The sequence below is a fragment of the Vibrio mediterranei genome (assembly GCF_013364395.1).
Classification (GTDB): domain Bacteria; phylum Pseudomonadota; class Gammaproteobacteria; order Enterobacterales; family Vibrionaceae; genus Vibrio; species Vibrio mediterranei.
Genome location: NZ_JABXGK010000001.1, coordinates 701,350 through 715,898 on the forward strand (window position 1 = coordinate 701,350; position 14,549 = coordinate 715,898).

18 protein-coding genes and 1 tRNA gene are annotated in these 14,549 nt (G+C 44.6%); 10 read left to right on the forward strand and 9 right to left on the reverse strand.

The genetic code is table 11. The features are described from left to right. Positions 1 to 13: 13 nt before the first annotated feature. A complete protein-coding gene (gene rnd, locus HOP38_RS03410) occupies positions 14 to 1,132 on the forward strand; it encodes a ribonuclease D (protein WP_031494239.1) in 1,119 nt (372 codons plus the stop codon). Positions 1,133 to 1,177: 45 nt separating this feature from the next. On the opposite strand, the gene minE is transcribed toward rnd, so the two are convergent. Genes minE through minC form a run of 3 tightly spaced genes read right to left on the reverse strand, consistent with a single transcriptional unit; the run spans position 1,178 to position 2,941 of the window. Further along, positions 1,178 to 1,441, reverse strand: coding sequence for a cell division topological specificity factor MinE (gene minE, locus HOP38_RS03415; protein WP_031494240.1), 264 nt, complete (start codon positions 1,439 to 1,441; stop codon positions 1,178 to 1,180). A 3-nt stretch (positions 1,442 to 1,444) separates the two neighbouring features. After that, complete coding sequence (gene minD, locus HOP38_RS03420; RefSeq protein WP_062463132.1) at positions 1,445 to 2,257, reverse strand: septum site-determining protein MinD; 813 nt, start codon at positions 2,255 to 2,257, stop codon at positions 1,445 to 1,447. 21 nt (positions 2,258 to 2,278) lie between these two features. Then, positions 2,279 to 2,941: a septum site-determining protein MinC gene (gene minC, locus HOP38_RS03425; RefSeq protein WP_031494241.1), complete on the reverse strand. Its 663-nt coding sequence runs from the start codon at positions 2,939 to 2,941 to the stop codon at positions 2,279 to 2,281. A 180-nt stretch (positions 2,942 to 3,121) separates the two neighbouring features. On the opposite strand from minC, the gene HOP38_RS03430 reads away from it, so the two are divergent. After that, positions 3,122 to 3,397, forward strand: a complete 276-nt coding sequence (locus tag HOP38_RS03430; protein ID WP_006075752.1) for a YcgL domain-containing protein — start codon at positions 3,122 to 3,124, stop codon at positions 3,395 to 3,397. Positions 3,398 to 3,421: 24 nt separating this feature from the next. Next, positions 3,422 to 4,399, forward strand: coding sequence for a lytic murein transglycosylase (locus HOP38_RS03435; protein WP_031494242.1), 978 nt, complete (start codon positions 3,422 to 3,424; stop codon positions 4,397 to 4,399). 55 nt (positions 4,400 to 4,454) lie between these two features. Here HOP38_RS03435 and folD read toward each other — a convergent pair whose 3' ends face one another. Continuing rightward, positions 4,455 to 5,318: a bifunctional methylenetetrahydrofolate dehydrogenase/methenyltetrahydrofolate cyclohydrolase FolD gene (folD, locus tag HOP38_RS03440; protein ID WP_038225364.1), complete on the reverse strand. Its 864-nt coding sequence runs from the start codon at positions 5,316 to 5,318 to the stop codon at positions 4,455 to 4,457. A 205-nt stretch (positions 5,319 to 5,523) separates the two neighbouring features. Here folD and HOP38_RS03445 point away from each other — a divergent pair. The 3 genes from HOP38_RS03445 to HOP38_RS03455 all read left to right on the forward strand — a co-directional run bounded on the left by HOP38_RS03445 (position 5,524) and on the right by HOP38_RS03455 (position 7,309). Then, positions 5,524 to 5,600, forward strand: a tRNA-Arg gene (locus HOP38_RS03445). Between the two features lie 103 nt (positions 5,601 to 5,703). Beyond that, entirely contained in the window at positions 5,704 to 6,897 is a 1,194-nt protein-coding gene (locus HOP38_RS03450) for a DEAD/DEAH box helicase (RefSeq protein WP_006075679.1), read from the forward strand. Positions 6,898 to 6,985: 88 nt separating this feature from the next. Next, positions 6,986 to 7,309 (forward strand): hypothetical protein, encoded by a 324-nt coding sequence (locus HOP38_RS03455; RefSeq protein WP_164491450.1) that lies wholly within the window; start codon positions 6,986 to 6,988, stop codon positions 7,307 to 7,309. Positions 7,310 to 7,336: 27 nt separating this feature from the next. On the opposite strand, the gene HOP38_RS03460 is transcribed toward HOP38_RS03455, so the two are convergent. The 5 genes from HOP38_RS03460 to HOP38_RS03480 all read right to left on the reverse strand — a co-directional run bounded on the left by HOP38_RS03460 (position 7,337) and on the right by HOP38_RS03480 (position 11,980). Further along, complete coding sequence (locus HOP38_RS03460) at positions 7,337 to 7,789, reverse strand: NfeD family protein (protein ID WP_198557427.1); 453 nt, start codon at positions 7,787 to 7,789, stop codon at positions 7,337 to 7,339. Then, entirely contained in the window at positions 7,786 to 8,721 is a 936-nt protein-coding gene (locus HOP38_RS03465) for an SPFH domain-containing protein (protein ID WP_006075698.1), read from the reverse strand. Before HOP38_RS03465 ends, HOP38_RS03460 begins: the two co-directional genes overlap by 4 nt. Before the next feature lie 222 nt (positions 8,722 to 8,943). Next, positions 8,944 to 9,798 (reverse strand): co-chaperone YbbN, encoded by an 855-nt coding sequence (locus tag HOP38_RS03470; RefSeq protein WP_124940725.1) that lies wholly within the window; start codon positions 9,796 to 9,798, stop codon positions 8,944 to 8,946. A 376-nt stretch (positions 9,799 to 10,174) separates the two neighbouring features. Next, a complete protein-coding gene (locus HOP38_RS03475; protein WP_006075622.1) occupies positions 10,175 to 11,002 on the reverse strand; it encodes an SDR family oxidoreductase in 828 nt (275 codons plus the stop codon). Between the two features lie 63 nt (positions 11,003 to 11,065). Further along, entirely contained in the window at positions 11,066 to 11,980 is a 915-nt protein-coding gene (locus HOP38_RS03480) for a TIGR01777 family oxidoreductase (RefSeq protein WP_198557428.1), read from the reverse strand. A 234-nt stretch (positions 11,981 to 12,214) separates the two neighbouring features. Here HOP38_RS03480 and HOP38_RS03485 point away from each other — a divergent pair, with 234 nt between their 5' ends. Genes HOP38_RS03485 through HOP38_RS03500 form a run of 4 tightly spaced genes read left to right on the forward strand, consistent with a single transcriptional unit; the run spans position 12,215 to position 14,496 of the window. After that, a complete protein-coding gene (locus HOP38_RS03485) occupies positions 12,215 to 12,949 on the forward strand; it encodes a DUF1538 domain-containing protein (RefSeq protein WP_124940727.1) in 735 nt (244 codons plus the stop codon). Then, positions 12,946 to 13,755, forward strand: a complete 810-nt coding sequence (locus HOP38_RS03490; RefSeq protein ID WP_006075625.1) for a DUF1538 domain-containing protein — start codon at positions 12,946 to 12,948, stop codon at positions 13,753 to 13,755. The genes HOP38_RS03485 and HOP38_RS03490 overlap by 4 nt, the downstream gene beginning before the upstream one ends. Next, positions 13,745 to 14,095 (forward strand): P-II family nitrogen regulator, encoded by a 351-nt coding sequence (locus HOP38_RS03495; RefSeq protein ID WP_006075626.1) that lies wholly within the window; start codon positions 13,745 to 13,747, stop codon positions 14,093 to 14,095. The genes HOP38_RS03490 and HOP38_RS03495 overlap by 11 nt, the downstream gene beginning before the upstream one ends. Then, positions 14,092 to 14,496, forward strand: a complete 405-nt coding sequence (locus HOP38_RS03500; RefSeq protein WP_006075627.1) for a CBS domain-containing protein — start codon at positions 14,092 to 14,094, stop codon at positions 14,494 to 14,496. The genes HOP38_RS03495 and HOP38_RS03500 overlap by 4 nt, the downstream gene beginning before the upstream one ends. The last annotated feature ends 53 nt before the right edge of the window (positions 14,497 to 14,549 follow it).

Genomic DNA, 14,549 nt, shown 5'->3' on the forward strand with positions numbered 1-14,549 from the left:
TAAGAGAGACTGAGTGGAATATCAAATAGTAACCGAGTTGGCCGAACTAGAGTCGGTATGTAACAAGGCTCGTGAATCCGATGTAGTCATGTTGGATACCGAGTTTGTACGTATCCGTACCTTCTACCCTAAACTGGGTCTCATCCAGCTATACGATGGTGAGCAGCTGTCACTTATCGATCCGTTGACTATTAGTGATTTCACACCTTTTATTGAACTGCTTCAAGACGCCTCTGTACTCAAAGTCCTCCATGCCTGCGGAGAAGATTTGGAAGTGTTCGTCAACAGTTTCGGATGCATGCCATTCCCAATGGTCGATACGCAAATCATGGCAGCCTTCTTAGGTCACGGACTATCGACGGGGTTTGCCGCATTGGTTGACGAATACCTTGGTGTAGAGCTCGATAAGAGTGAATCCCGAGCTGATTGGGTTGCGCGTCCACTGACAGATAAGCAACTGGATTATGCAGCGGCTGATGTTTATTACCTATGGCCTCTGTATTTCAAACTGTTTGCTCAAGTGGAAGCAAAGGATTGGTGGGATGCCGCACAGCAAGAATCTGACTTGTTAATGCAAAAACGTGGTAAAACGCCAAATCCAGACAGTGCTTATCTCGACATTAAAGGTGCCTGGCAATTGAAGCGCAAGCAATTGGCCATTCTCAAACCTTTAGCCACGTGGCGAATGAATGAAGCACTCAAGCGTGATCTTGCACTAAACTTCGTCATCAAAGAGCAAGAGCTGTGGAGCATTGCGCGCTTTGCGCTTAAGAAGCCTAAGCAGATGGAAGAAGAGGGCGTGGATCCACGTGCTATTCGTCGTCATGGTGAGCGCATTGCTGCCATCGTCAAACGCGCCCAACAAACACCAGAAGAAGAGTACCCAGATAAAATCGAGCGCCTAATGGATTTTCCGGGTTACAAACAGGTCTTTAAGAAACTCAAAGATGAAGTGAAAAAAGCGGCGCAGCATAGTGGCTTAGCGACTGAGTTTTTAGCATCTAAAAAGCAACTTAATCAGTACCTTTCATGGATATGGAAGTACGACCGAGATCCGGCAAGATTGCCAGATGTGATGCAAGGGTGGCGACTGGAGTTGTTCGGTCAAAACTTAGATAAAGTTATGGATTAAAAAAATGGCTCGCAGTTGCGGGCCATTTTTCTATTCGTTATTCACTCACTTTTCATCTTCTGGTAGCTGAACGTTTAGTTCAAGCACCGAGATGTCATCGTCTTTGTGCTCAAACGACAAGTCCACCATGGATGGATCAACTTCAACGTATTTGGCGATAACTTTAAGAATGTCTTCTTTCAACTGCGGCAGATACGATGGCGAAGGTGAACCTTCACTGCGACGCTCTGCGACGATAATTTGCAGGCGCTCTTTCGCTAAGTTCGCTGAGCTCTTTTTTTGCGGGCGGAAAAACTCGAGTAATGACATGAATTAACCCCCGAATAGACGTTTGAAGATGCCTTTCTTCTGCTCCGTTAAGAAGCGGAAATCAACTTGTTCACCAAGTAGGCGATTTACTGTATCTGCGTAAGCAAGACCTGCATCTGATTCATCGTCAAAAATGACAGGGACGCCTTTGTTCGAAGCATTAAGAACCGCTTGGCTTTCTGGAATCACTCCAAGTAGAGAGATGTGCAGAATCTCTTCCACATCTTCGACAGACAGCATTTCACCTTGTGTCACACGAGCTGGGTTATAGCGTGTCAGCAGTAGATGTTGCTTAACTGGTTCTAAGCTCTCTTCTGCTCGACGTGATTTAGAGTCCAAGATACCAAGGATACGGTCAGAGTCACGTACTGAAGAAACTTCTGGGTTTGTGGTAACAATGGCTTCATCGGCAAAATACAGCGCCATTAATGCGCCTTGCTCGATACCTGCCGGTGAGTCACAGATAACAAAGTCAAAGCCCATTTCATCGAGGTCATCTAACACTCGACGAACGCCTTCTTTAGTCAGTGCGTCTTTATCGCGAGTTTGTGATGCAGGCAGGATGAACAGGTTGTCAGAACGCTTATCTTTGATGAGTGCTTGGTTTAGTGTCGCTTCACCGTTGATCACGTTAACAAAGTCGTAAACGACGCGACGTTCACAGCCCATGATCAAGTCTAGGTTACGCAAACCGATATCAAAGTCGATGACTGCGGTTTTCTTGCCTTTAAGGGCAAGGCCAGAAGCGATTGCTGCACTGGAAGTGGTTTTGCCAACGCCGCCTTTACCTGACGTTACAACAATAATGCGTGCCATTATCTGTTTTCCTTAAAATTATTATATCGTGAGGATTTCGAAATCGAGTTGGTCGTTGGTCATACCAAACATTACCTTTTTGCCCCAATATTCACGTTCAATTTGATCACTGAGCCAGTAATTTCCTGCGATAGAAACCAGCTCAGCTTGTAAGTCGTTACATAGGATCTTAGCTTCACTGGAGCCACTAGCTCCGGCAATCGCGCGTCCTCTAAGCGTGCCATGGATATGGATAGTACCGTCAGCTATTACTTCAGCACCTGCACTCACATGATTTAACACCACAAGGTCTCTGTTTTTTGCATAGATTTGTTGACCGGAACGCACTGGGGTTCGGACTATCATAGTCGGTTCCATCTTCGCGGGTGCTTGAGAAGGGGCTTTACTTGCGGTCATTACAGCAAAGCCAGCTTCAATAGCGAGATTCTGAGTGCGTTTATCTTGGCAACCGGTGATACCTACTGGGATCATACCAAGTTCTTCTACGCCAAGTTTTAGGTCTAGGAAGTTGATATCGCCGTCAACTTTACTGATGTTTAGAACCACAGGAGCCGATGCAAAAAATGTCGGTGCTTGTGAGACTTTTTCTTGCAAAAAATGAACTGCTTTAGAAACATCGTTGTCAGAAAGATGCAACACCGATAAGGTGAAGCTACTGCCTTTCAGATCTGGGGATTGAGACATTGCTGATCAAATCCTTGTGCCAATGACATTGCTTTTTAAATAGGATAATCATGTTATATTTCAACACTACATACAGCAAGCTATCTTGCGCTCAAATGGATAATTAACTCTCAATTTTCCATAAACTAACCAAATACTTTCTTCCGGATGAGAAGATTGGCGACAAAAAGAGATATATCAATGCTTTGTTCTATCTATAAAAGCACGAAAAAGGAAGGGGCGTACCTATACATCGCCAAGAAGGATGACTTTTCACCAGTTCCAGATGCGCTGATGCAGATGTTTGGAAAACCAACTATGGTCATGGTGGTCAACCTTGCAAAACGTACACTGGCTCAAGTGGATGTAGAGAAAGTAAAAGCTTCTATTGAGAATGAGGGCTTTTTCTTACAGCTACCTCCACCACCAGAAAATCTATTAGAGAAATATAAAGAGCAAAAAGCTCAGCAAAAATAGCCTAGATGCTCAGGGGAGGGCACGGTGAAGAGATTATTGTCAGTTATGCTAGGAGCAAGCCTAGCCACGAGCGCATTTGCGCAAGAGAAAGGAACGTTTGAAGAGTACGTTGCTGGGCTTAAAGAAGAAGCTCGCCAACAAGGTATCTCTGAACAAATTCTGACAGAGGCATTTAAAGGTGTCGAGTATAAGCCGAGAGCTGTCACTGCTGACCGTAACCAACCTGAAAAGAAGCTAACGCTGGACGAATATATTCCAAGAGCGGTGCCTGATTGGAAAGTGAAGCAGGCCAAAGAATTGCACAACAAGTATTATGCTGAGCTAAAACGTATCGGTGATGAATACGGTGTTCAACCAAGGTTTATTGTCGCGCTTTGGGGCGTAGAAAGTAATTTCGGACGCTTTACTGGTAATTATCGTGTAATCGATGCCTTATCGACTTTAGCTTATGAAGGACGCCGTGAAGCCTTCTTCCGTAAAGAAGCACTAGCGGCACTAACGATTCTTCAACAAGGGCATATTGCTCCCGATGATATGAAAGGTTCATGGGCGGGTGCAATGGGTCAAAGCCAGTTCATGCCGAGTTCGTTTTTGAACTTTGCCGCTGACGGTAATGGTGACGGGAAAAAAGACATTTGGGATAGTGAAGCCGATGTGTTTGCTTCGACAGCGAATTACCTAGCGAAATCTGGTTGGGACGATAAATATACTTGGGGTCGTCAGGTCAAAGTACCACATGGTATTTCACCAGATTTACAAGGGCGTGAAGCTGAAAAAGGTAAGTATCTTAAGGAGTGGAGTAAGCTCGGAGTCACTCGTTACGATGGTCGACCATTGCCTCAGTTGGACGAAGATATCAAAGCATGGCTTATTATGCCCGATGACGAAAATGGCCGTGTGTACTTGGTATATAACAACTACAATGTCCTGATGAAGTGGAATCGCTCATATTACTTCGCCCTCGCTGTGAGTCATCTAGCAGATCGTATTGCTATGGATTAAATAAAAAGGACTGGCGTCTCTGGCGTCAGTCCTTTTTTAGAAATCGAACAACCGATTATTTTTTTGCAGTGTGGAACTGTTCGCAGGCAATCATCGTATTTTCAATCAAGCTAGCAACCGTCATAGGGCCGACACCACCTGGGACAGGGGTAATGAAGCTAGCGTTTTCTCTGGCCACATCATATTCTACGTCACCCACTAAAGTACCGTTCTCTAAGCGGTTGATACCTACATCGACTACAACAGCCCCTTTCTTGATCCAATTACCTGGAACAAAGTTTGGTTTACCTACGGCTACGACAACGATATCAGCTTGACGCACATGGCTTTCAAGATCTTTGGTGAAACGATGACACGTGGTGGTGGTGCACCCGGCAAGTAGCAATTCTAATGTCATTGGACGACCAACAATGTTAGATGCACCAACGATAACGGCGTGCTTGCCTCTCGTTGGTATATTGTAACGGTCTAGCAGCGTAATAATGCCTTTAGGCGTACATGAGCGTAGCTTGGGGATACGTTGCGCTAGACGGCCGACATTATATGGATGGAATCCATCAACATCTTTTTCTGGAGTAATACGTTCCAAAACGTGTGTAGTATCGATTCCAGCCGGTAGAGGCAACTGAACCAAAATGCCATCGACTTCTGGGTCTTCGTTTAACTCATCAACGAGAGCGAGTAGTTGAGCTTCACTGGCATTAGCTGGCAGGTCGAAGGATTTGGAAACAAAACCAACTTCCTCACAAGCACGGCGCTTACTACCCACATAAACCTGTGACGCAGGATCTTCACCGACTAAAACGACCGCCAGTCCCGGCGCTCTTAACCCTGCATCCGTTCTCGCTTTAACACGAGCAGCGACTTCAGAGCGTACGGTTTGAGAAATAAGTTTCCCGTCAATGTTTTGAGCAGACATAATTTTCCTTGAGAAAGTTAATTGGCTGTTATTTTTGTGTGCATTGTCCCAGAAAATTATTTCAAAAGCTACAACGCAAACGTTTGCATTGGTGTGTTTTTCAGCTTTTATCTATATGTTGACTTTTTTTTGGGCATTTAAACCAGTAACGCTAAGAAAGCCATTGATTTACCTCTCTCATCTCGTATAATCCTTTCCCTGTAGCGCGCCCTTAGCTCAGCTGGATAGAGCACGTCCCTTCTAAGGATGTGGTCGTAGGTTCGAATCCTACAGGGCGTGCCATTATTTAAGACCCCTGATAGCTCTTTGAGTTGTCAGGGGTTTTGCGTTTTATGGACGTATGTCTGCTACACTATCTGCAATTTCACCTTCAAGAGAGTTCACCATGTCCTTTTCTAAACTAGGGTTAAGCCAACCATTACTAGATGCTATCAAAGAGGTTGGTTATCAAAAACCAACAACTATCCAGACTAAGGCGATTCCTATTGTTTTGAAAGGCAGCAATCTTATCGCTGCGGCGCAAACTGGAACGGGTAAAACAGCGAGTTTTGTTTTGCCTATTTTAGAGAGACTTAGTGCAGGTCAAACTGAACGTAAAAAGCGTGCACGTGCGATCATCTTAACGCCAACTCGTGAACTGGCTCTTCAGGTGAACCAGAGCATTGAAGCTTATGCACAGTTTACGTCAATAAAATCTATGGCGATGTTTGGTGGCGTTGATTACGCACCGCAGAAGCAAGCTTTAATTGATGGTGTGGATATTGTTGTAGCAACTCCAGGTCGTTTGATAGACCTATACGGTCAGCGTGCAATTCACTTTGATGAAGTCGAGACTTTGGTGTTGGATGAAGCTGACAAAATGCTGGATATGGGCTTTATCGAAGCGATCAACAAGATTATTGCTCGTGTACCAGAAGATGCTCAAAGTTTGTTGTTTTCAGCGACATTGTCTAATCCTGTCCGCGATCTTGCTAAATCTGCGATAGACAACCCAGAAGAAATTGCTATCACTAAGCACAGTGCTTCTAAGAGCAATATTAAGCAGTGGATAGTCACTGTCGATAAAGACATGAAGTCCTCACTTTTAAGTCATCTATTGCAGCAGAATCAATGGAAGCAAGCGCTTATTTTTATTGAAACCAAGCATGGTGCAGCTAAGCTTGTCAGCCAATTAGAAAAACGTGGCATTGCTGCTGAAGCGTTCCATAGTGGTCGTAACCAAAAAGTTCGTCAGCAACTTATCGAGTCATTCAAAGCGGGTGAGATTCAATACTTGGTGGCAACTGGTGTAGCTGCACGCGGTATTGATATTGAAAACTTGCCAGTAGTGATTAACTACGACTTACCTTATCCAGCAGATGAATATGTTCACCGAATTGGACGTACTGGTCGTGCCGATGCTGCGGGTGAGGCGTTATCGTTGGTATCAAAAGATAACTTCAAAAACCTGTGTATGATAGAAAGCCGATTAGGCCATTTGCTTGAGCGAGTTGAAATTGAAGGCTTTGTACCAAGAAAACCGGTGCCGATTTCTATCCTCAATTATGTACCTAAGCATAAACGTGACGAGCAGCGATAATCTCATTTAGAAATACCAATGAAATTAAAAGGACTCTTGCTCGCTATTTACTAGTTTACTTTTAACAAAACGTAGAGTGAGCTGAACCGTGAAAAGGATTTTATTGGTAATTTTGCTAACATTCTCTGCACCTTCGCTGTCGGAGGTGTTCGATGGTTTTCCAGATGCGTTAGTGTGTGAGGTCGGTAAGCCTTACCGTGCGGGTGCTATCGTTCTACTGGTGGATTATCAAGACGAGCGTAAAACTGTTTTTTATCGAAGTTTAGACGGTACACACGTGGTGAAGCTTGATAAGAAAGGACTGGTTTCTGCAGTGGGGCGCTCAAGTCGAAATAGTTGTGTAGGTAAAACATTAAGTGCGCTAATAAGTAAAGGAATGGTCTACTCCTTTACGCCTTTTGAAACAAAATAGACACCTACTTGAGGTGTCTATTTTGTTTTATTCTGCTTTCTCAATCAGTAGGGTTATTCCATCGACATCTATCACTCTGACCAAGGTACCACTAGGTAAGTCAGAGTCAGAGTAAGCGGACCAGGAAGTATCGCCAAGTTTGATTCGACATTTTCCCCTGGTAATATCTTGCTCCAACACCGACGTTTGACCTATGAGCTGTTTGTCCTTCTGATTTAGGCTTCGCTGCTTATCTGATTGCTTATCAACTCGATGTTGTTTACGCCACCATAGCCAAGTCAATGCCAACGCAAACACCCCAAAGCTAATCCATTGCAGTTGCCAACTGATAGGAATAAAGGCGAGCACAATACCCACCAACATTGCTGCGATGCCAATCCACAACATGTAGCCAGCGGTACCGAGTAACTCGCCACATAGCAGTAATAATCCTAGAGCCAACCAGTGCCAGTAATTGACTTGGCTAAGCAGTTCTATCACGCGTTATCCTTCTTTTGTTGAGGCTTTGACTGATTAAACATTTCTGCAATACCAGCTACAGACCCCATGAGTCCAGTTGCTTCTATCGGCAACATGATAATTTTACCATTCTCCGCCTGACCAATCGATTTCAAAGCCTCAGTATAGCCTTGAGCAATAAAGTAATTCACTGCTTGCATGTCGCCCTGTGCAATGGCAGTTGAAACCATCTCAGTTGCTTTAGCTTCCGCTTCTGCGGCACGTTCACGTGCTTCTGCTTGAAGTATAGCAGCCTGTTTCTCACCTTCGGCTTTGAGGATTTCAGATTGCTTATGACCCTCGGCTTTAAGGATCTCTGCTTGTCGCACACCTTCTGCTTCTAGAATGTCGGCACGTTTATTACGTTCTGCTTTCATCTGAGCATTCATCGCTGCGGTTAGGTCTGCTGGTGGTTGTACGTCGCGGATCTCAATACGAGTCACTTTAACGCCCCATGCGTTAGTTGCTTCATCGACAATCGCAAGCAGTTTGGTATTGATAGAGTCACGTTGGCTTAACATTTCATCCAGTTCCATTGAGCCAAGCACGGTACGCATATTGGTCAATGTTAGGTTACGAATAGCATGCTCAAGATCGTTCACTTCATACGCAGCTTTTGCCGCATCGATGACTTGAACGAAACATACTGCATCAATGACCACGTTAGCGTTATCTTTGGAGATGACCTCTTGTGGCGGAATATCTAGAACTCTTTCCATCATATTGATTTTACTGCCAATAGAATCAATGAAAGGGATAATCAAGTTCAGCCCAGGTCTAAGCGTATGGGTATAGCGACCGAATCTTTCTACGGTCCAGTTGTTGGCTTGTGGTACGGTTTTGACCCCGGCCACAATAAAAACAATTGCGACCAGAATGAAACCACCTATGGTGACCATTGCATCAATATCCATGAGTCTATCCTTGTATTAAAAATGTACAATCCTAAACAGTATACAGCGTTGTTAAGACAATACTGTGTAAAGGTATGTATTTTTTCGACGAGTAATCATTAAATTTATCATGGAGTTAAACTTACTACTGATAGGTAGGATGAGCGGTTCGACGAAATAAATTGGCGTAATAAGAAAAAAGGGAAGCCTGCGCTTCCCTTAGAATAGAGTGTGACTAAGTTATTAGTAGAGCAGAGAATACAACTGACGGCGATACTTAGCGGCGATAGGGTTACCTTGACCTAGCGCAGACAAGATATCCATAAAGGCTTTTTTCAGGTCTCCATCAAGCGCATTCAAATTACGGCTCAGAGGCGTCCATATCAGAGCAAGTGCTTCTTCATCACGATTCACTTGGTGGTATTGAAGACCCAGTTCTGCGACCAGTTTAAGATCGTCAGGGTTTGCTTGTAATGCCGCTTCTAAAGATTGAATCTCAGGGCTATCAGCAGCTTGTTTGTGCAGTTCTAATTTCGCCACTAAGCTCTTATAGTGGTTGTCTTTGTATTCCATTGGAATAGTGTTGAGTACTTGTTCTGCACGTTCAAATTGATTGGTCTCAAGCAAGCAGTTGGCAACTGCCAATTTGATTTCACCTTTATTTTGATACTCTTCGGAAAGGGTCCCAAATGCAGAAATAGCAGCTTCAAACTCACCTTGTTGTGATAGCTCTAGCGCTTTGCGAGCGTTAAGTTCATCTTCACTTGGAAGATGTTTGGTCAGCATAGCTTTGACCGCTTCAATTGGTTGTGGACCACCTAGTCCGTCTACAGGTTGACCATTCACGAATAACGCAATCGTAGGAAGTGCTTGAACACCAAACTGTCCAGCAATCGCTTGTTGCTCTTCACAGTTCAGCAATGCCAGTGTATAGGCGCCGGCGTATTGTTCTGTTAATGCCTTTAAAGCAGGAATTAACTGAGCGCTTTCTTCACTCATAGGTGCCCAAAAGTGGATCAGCACGGGAGCTGTCATTGAGCCTTCGAGGACTTCGCGGAAATTTTGCTCATTTAAATCAACAATGTACGCTGGTTGCATTGAATTATCCTTATTAAGTGATTCGCATTGTTCTATTTTCAAGATTGGTATTGGTGAACCAAAAATCAAGGTTTGTCGAAGAGATTACAGAATTTAGATGCCAAAACGCCGCACTATGAAGCGCGGCGTTTATGGATTTCAGAAATGCAGCAAGCGAAGGTGTTTAAAACATTACAAAGTATGCAAGTGTTACACCCACAGCCAGCCAGTTTAGCTGATTTAGCGTCATTTTTAGAATTCCAAATTGATATCGCTGTGAGCAAGGTGTTAGAGAGATGATTCCAACTTGTGTAGGGTATGGTTTCGTCTCTTGTATTTAACTACGTTGAGCAATATATCCTTCATATGTGACACTAAAATTACAAATGATCATTTTTTATGCGGCTTTTCGCAGAATCGGATCTAACCATTTGCTTGGAAGTAGACGTTTTAGTACCGCAAATATCTTCGTTGGTGTGGTGACTCGATAGCGTAACTTGGGTTTGTCTGACTCGAGAGCATGTAAAAGTGGCACAACGCAAGATTCCGGCGGCAGCACGAATTGATTATTGGAGCCTTCCGCTGATAATCGGCTTAGTTGTTGCTGGTAATGCGTTTTATGTACGCTTGCATCAATATCAATCCATTTTAAAAACGCGGCCTTGGCATTGGCTCTAAATTGTGTCTCAATAGGCCCTGGTTCTATGAGTGATACTTTGATGTTTGTTTGGTATAACTCAAGTCTGAGAGTGTCGGTCCATCCCTCGAGGGCAAATTTAGAGGCATTATACGCTCCACGGTATTTCATCGCAGCAAACCCGAGGACAGAGCTGTTTTGAATAATACGACCGTCGCCTTGTTTTCGCATTACCGGTAGTACTTGTTTCGTCAGTTCATGCCAACCAAAGAAGTTTGCCTCAAATTGTTCTCTTAGTGCATCGGTTGGCAGGTCTTCTAGGGCTCCGGGTTGGCCGTAGGCACCATTGTTAAACAAGGCATAAAGGCTCCCCTCACATAAAGCGAGTGCTTTTTGGACTCCCAATTTAATGCTCTTGCTATCGGTCAGGTCGAGTTGAATACAAGTCAGTCCTTCTTGGTTGAGCCTATCCACATCTTTTGGGTCGCGGCACGACGCAATGACCTTGTAGCCTTTATTCTGCAACTCATGTGCTGCAACGTAACCGATTCCCGTAGAACAACCTGTGATAAGAATGGCCTTTCCCATTTTTGCGCTAACCCTATGATTTATTCCCTTTCAGTAAAGGTTAACGCTAATGGTAGACGAGGTCTAGCGCGAGTTTGCGACGATGTTTTTTAGCGCTGAGTCGATATGAGGGAAGGAGAAGTTAAAGCCGATCTCTGTGAGCTTTTTAGGTTTTGCTCTCGTGCTATCAAGCAGTAAGCATGAAGATTCTCCCATAGCGAGTTTAATCGCCCACTTAGGAGTAAATAAAAAATGAGGGCGGCCCAATGAATTTGCCAGTGTTTTACTGAAAACTGCGTTAGTGACGGCATGAGGTGCACAGAAATTATATGGCCCGCTAGCGTGTTCAGTTTCCAGTAAACAAACAATCGCTCGCACCATATCTAGTATATGTATCCAAGGAATATATTGTTTTCCGTTACCAATCGGTCCACCGAGCCCCAGTTTATAGGGCAGCAGCATCTTAGCCAATGCTCCGCCACCTTCGCCAAGCACAACACCAGTGCGCAATAGACACACTCTTGTTTGATCGGACTGTGCTCGCAAGGCGATGTGTTCCCAACGTTCACAGACGTTGTGAGCAAAGGTATCCTGACTGACATGCAGACTCTCGTCGAAAGGATGATCTTGTTGATCTCCGTAATAACCGACAGCTGAGCCACTAATAAAAATTGCAGGAGGTTTCGTGCTGGCGTGAATCAATTCCACAAGAGTTTCGGTGGTCTTCCAGCGGCTGTCACAAATACGTTTTTTTTGAGCCTCGCTCCAACGTTTATCTGCAATCGGTTCTCCAGCGAGATTTATGATGGCATCAAATTCATTGAGGTCGTTAAAGCTATCTAATGAATCGACATAGTGAATATTGCCACAGTCAGTGTGATGTAGCGTTTGTCTTGCTGTTTGTTCATCACGGGTCAGCAGAGTGATGGAGTAGGTGGTTAGGTGTTTCAGTAACTCTCGACCAATAAACCCTGTGCCACCTGTTACAAGCAAATTCATCTCTGTCCTTCTCCTCAGTAATTGACAACTTACCGATATGACTCAGTTGCTGAATAAGTAAATATAGCAATGAATCAGAGGATTAACTAACGTTGTTGTGGTTGTAGCACATGTTGTACTAGTCACACTCTTGGGGATTGACGCGAGCATTGCGCAATATTGCCATTATTGTCACATCTTCTTACATTTAATGTGTGCCATCATAAAACTATCGTATGGAAGCGGGGGAAAGCGATGCAGGGATTGAAAGCGCTTCTTCATTCAATGGCCAGTAGTTTCAAAGATCTACTGCCCATCGTTTTGGTCGTGCTGTTTTTCCAATTGGTTGTACTGCAAGAGCCGCTTCCTAATGTTCTCTCTATCTTATTTGGCCTATTGCTTGTAGTCCTAGGGCTGACCTTTTTTGTATTTGGGTTAGAAATGGGGTTATTTCCCATCGGTGAGTCCATGGCTCAGTCGTTTGCACGAAAGGGCAGCGTCTTCTGGCTGATGGTGTTTTCGTTCTGTCTAGGTTTTGGGACTACCATTGCCGAGCCTGCGCTAACAGCGGTATCTGCTGAAGCAGCTGAAGTGGCGGCGGAAGGAGGGAAAATTCCGATGACGGAAGAGGCCATGCAAGACTATGCGGATGGCTTGCGCTTGGCCGTTGCCATTTCAGTTGGGCTTGCCATTGTATTAGGTGTGCTGCGCATACTTAAAGGTTGGCCTATCCAGTGGATGATTATTGGCGGTTATGTCGGTGTAGTGATACTGACAGGGTTCGCACCGGAGTACATTATCGGTGTGGCTTACGATTCAGGTGGTGTAACGACATCAACAATAACAGTACCATTAGTCACCGCTCTGGGGGTAGGGCTAGCCAGTACCATTAGGGGGCGTAACCCTATGCTAGATGGTTTTGGTCTCATCGCCTTTGCGTCGCTGTTACCAATGATGTTCGTTATGGTTTACGGGATGATTGCAGTATGACTATCATCTTGGATTTTCTCACCACACTGTTGCTCACGGTTCGTGACGTTACACCGATCATGGTGATCATTTTCGGATTCCAGTTTGCCATCTTAAAGAAACCTATTACTAACCCGTTAAAAGTTCTACTTGGTTTTGGCTATGTGATTCTCGGGCTTAGTTTGTTTTTAGTGGGATTAGAACTTGCTCTGTTCCCGTTAGGCGAAACCATGGCGATGCAGTTAACGGCACCTGAATTCTTACAAGAATTTAAGGTGACGGTAGGCCAGTCATTGGAGTGGATCGACTATTATTGGGTTTACCTGTTTGCTTTCTGTATAGGGTTTAGTACCACGATTGCTGAACCATCGTTATTGGCGGTTGCTATCAAAGCGAATCAAGTTTCTGCTGGTTCGATTTCAGTAAATGGGTTAAGAATCGCAGTGGCGCTGGGGGTGGCTGTTGGTATCTCCCTTGGCAGCTATCGTATTGTTGTCGGAGACCCCATTCACTATTACATCATCGCAGGCTACATCTTGGTGGTGATTCAAACCTATTTTGCTCCCAAATTTATTATTCCGTTAGCGTATGACTCTGGCGGGGTGACCACCTCAACGGTCACGGTCCCTTTGGTGACGGCGTTGGGGTTGGGGCTAGCTTCCACCGTACCGGGACGAAACCCTATGATTGATGGGTTTGGTTTGATCGCGTTTGCTAGCTTATTTCCTATTATTTCCGTGATGGCGTATGCACAGTTGATTCAATTTTTGAGTCAACGTTCAAAGCATCGCGATCTAGCTTCAAAGGAGAAGAACAATGCGCTTTAAGCTCATTCTGGCATTTGTTGAAGACAGTAAAACAGACTCCGTTCTTGATGCGGCTCGTACAGCGGGAGCCACAGGAGCAACGGTAATTAATAACGCGAGAGGGGAAGGGCTTAACAAAAAGCAAACCTTCTTTGGACTTACCTTAGAGGTTCAAAAAGATGTGCTGTTGTTTGTAGTAGAAGAGCACTTATCGCGGCAGATATTAGAGACCATTAATAAGGTCGGAGAGTTTGACCAAACTTCGGGACAGGGGATTGCGGTGCAGATCGATATAGAGGATGCGGTAGGTGTCGCTCACCAAGTTGAGACATTAACTAAAGTAGTAGAGGATGAGCTATGAGCCGACATGAGAAAGTTTGTGTGCGTGATGTCATGGCAAACAGTTATGTGATGGTGGATGGGTTAAAGACAGTGCATGAGGGTATCGTTTTAGCTCGTGAGCATCGGGTAAAAGCACTGGTTGTCGAAAAGCGTCATGATGATGATGAATACGGGATCGTATTGATGAATGACATTGCCAAAAAGGTGCTGGCGAAAAACCGCTCAGCCGAGCGAACAAACATCTATGAGATTATGACTAAGCCTGCACTGTCTGTTGACCCTAATATGAATGTGAAATATTGCGCTCGCTTATTCGAGCGGTTTGGGATTAGTCGTGCGCCTGTCATTGAACACGGTAAGGTGATTGGCATGGTCAGTTACAATAACATTGTTGTGAATGGTATGGCTAAAGAGGAATGAGACAGGCGAACTGGGTTTAGCTGAGTTACAATACCTCCCATTAGTAATGGTGG